The organism is Streptomyces sp. NPDC054956 (assembly GCF_053609185.1).
Map to the genome: position 1 here is coordinate 1 of NZ_JBSGXB010000554.1, position 2,528 is coordinate 2,528.

Sequence of the window (2,528 nt, forward strand, 5' to 3'; positions counted from 1 at the left end):
GGCCGCGGCCACGCGGCCCCGGCCGGGCCCGCCGCGCGTCACGCGTTCGCGATGTCGTTCGCCGCCACGTAGCCGAACGTCATCGCGGGGCCGATCGTCGACCCGGCCCCCGCGTAGCTGCGCCCCATCACGGCCGCGCTCGCGTTGCCCGCCGCCCACAGGCCGCGGATCACCGATCCGTCCGCGCGCAGCGCGCGGGCGCGTGCGTCCGTGACGATGCCGCCCTTCGTGCCCAGGTCACCCGGCACGATCTTGAACGCGTAGAACGGCGGCGCCCAGATCGGGGCCAGGCAGGAGTTCGGCTGGACGCCCGGGTCCGTGTAGTAGTGGTCGTACGCCGTGTCGCCCCGGTGGAAGTCGGAGTCGGTGCCGTTCCAGGCCTGCGCGTTGAACCGGTTGAGGGTGGAGCGCAGGGCGGCCGCCGGTACGCCGATCTGGTTGGCCAGTGCGTCCCAGGTCCACGCCTTCTTCGCCGCGCCGACCTCGTACCACGAGTCGGGGAAGACGATCGTCGGCAGGATGTCCTTGAACAAGTACTTGTTGCGGTAGTTCTGATCGACGATCAGCCACGCCGGGATGTGGGAGCCGGCGGCGCCCCGGTCCTTGTCGTACATCACGTGCACCACATCGCTGTACGGGGCCGCCTCGTTGACGAAGCGGGCGCCGTTCCCGTTGACCATCAGCCCGCCGGGCAGCGTCCGTTCGGCCAGGCAGAAGTACGGCTCGCCAGGGAGCGGGATCGAGGGGCCCCACCACGCGTCCTCCATCAACGACAGCGCCGCACCGGCCCGTTGGCCGGCCCGGATGCCGTCGCCGGTGTTCTCCTTCGCCCCGACCGACCACTGGGTCCCGATCGGCTGCTGCTGGTACTGGGCCCGCATCTCGGCGTTGTGCTCGAAGCCGCCGGAGCCGATGACGACGCCTTTGCGGGCCCGTACGACGCCCCGTACGCCCGCCTTCTCCACGACGACCCCGGTGACCGCGCCGCCCTCCTGGACCAGGTCGACGAGGGGGCTGTTCAGCCACACCGGTACCCCGGCCTGCATCAGCCCGGCCCGCAGGCCGGCCGCCAGGGCCTGCCCCATGGTCAGCGGCTTCTGCCCGCACAGCGCGGCCGCGGTGCCGCGCGCCAGGCATTCCGTGGACACCGCGAGGCCCTTGGCGTTGACGGCCGCGAGGTTGAGCCACTTGTAGTCCTGGCTGAACACCACCATTCCGGCCGGCACGGGCATGTATGCCGGGTTCAGGTGGGCCAGTTCGGCGCCGAGGATGTTGCCGTCGATCTGGTCCGGCTCGATGGAGCGGCCGTTGGGGAGCCCGCCGGGGAGGTTGGGGTAGTAGTCGCTGTAGCCGTCCATGAAACGGAAGCGCAGCGGGCTGTTGGCCATCACGAAGTCCAGCATCCTGGGCCCGTTGGCGAGGAAGGCCGCCTGCCGGTCCGCCGAGGAGCCGTTGCCGACGACGGCCGCCAGGTACGTGGCCGCCTTCTCCGGGGTGTCGGGGACGCCCGCACCCAGGATGACGGAGTTGTTGGGCAGCCAGATCCCGGCGCCCGAGCGGGCGGCCGAACCGCCGAAGGTCGGGGCCTTCTCGACGACGAGCACGCTCAGACCCCGTTTCGCGGCGGTGAGCGCGGCGGTCATCCCGGACGCCCCCGAGCCGACCACGACGACGTCGTACTCGCCGAGCGGGACCCCGTCCGCGGCGCGCGCGGCGGCGGACGGCAGCACGGTCGCGGCGAGCATCCCGGCCCCGGTCCCGGCGAGGACCGTCCGGCGGGATGGAAGGGCGGAACTCGGTTCGGAACTCGCGGCGGAAGCGGTTCTCGCGGTCATGGGCAGGCTCCAGCGGAGAGGGGGGAGTGGGGGGTGGATCCAGCATTCTGATGCTGAGTCAGAAAAGGTCTTCGGGGGATCATGTGAAGTCAAGGCATACGCGCCAGTCGCACCGGCGCGAACCGGCCGACGGAGATCCGGCCCGTACGTGAGAAATCCCGTGGCGCGCACACCGGATGTGCACGCCACGGGATTTCGGATGCCGGCCCGCCGAGCGCCGGAAGGCCCTAGGAGCTCGCTGCTAGGTGCGGTTCGGGGTGTAGTCGTCCCCGTGTGCCGTCCCGTCGCCGTCCGCCGACGGGACGTAGTTGGCGTACGGAGTGGGGCCGCTGATCGCCTGCCCGCTCCCGTCCGCCGCTCCGCCACCGACGATCAGCACCGCCGTGAGGGCAGCCCCCGCCGCGATTGCCGCGGCCGCCGCATTGCGTATCCGCACGCGCATGATTTTCCTCCCCTGTCGGTTCCCGCGAGCGCGGGAGCTGCCACCAGTCTGACCGGGGTCGTCGGCCCTTGCCGATGGGGGCTTTAACGGGCGTTTAGCCGGGGGGAGTCCACTCCGAGTGTCTGCCGCAGGGGTGCGGCCGGAATTCGTTACGCACCGGATCGGGGATCCGGTGTCACTTGGGGAAGTTGACAACATGCCTTCAGACAGAGGCCGGCTTTGGCGTGCCGTCGCCACGGTGCTCGGCGCGG

At 71.2% G+C, this 2,528-nt stretch carries 2 protein-coding genes; both read right to left on the reverse strand.

Going from position 1 to position 2,528, the window contains the following annotated elements; translation table 11 throughout:
* Positions 1 to 38 precede the first annotated feature (38 nt).
* On the reverse strand, positions 39 to 1,835 hold the full coding sequence (gene kstD, locus ACWGDE_RS38125; protein WP_453393672.1) for a 3-oxosteroid 1-dehydrogenase: 1,797 nt from the start codon (positions 1,833 to 1,835) through the stop codon (positions 39 to 41).
* A 241-nt stretch (positions 1,836 to 2,076) separates the two neighbouring features.
* The gene (locus ACWGDE_RS38130) at positions 2,077 to 2,271 is read right to left on the reverse strand and encodes a hypothetical protein (protein WP_453393673.1); all 195 of its coding nucleotides are present in this window, start codon (positions 2,269 to 2,271) and stop codon (positions 2,077 to 2,079) included.
* Between the last annotated feature and the right edge of the window lie 257 nt (positions 2,272 to 2,528).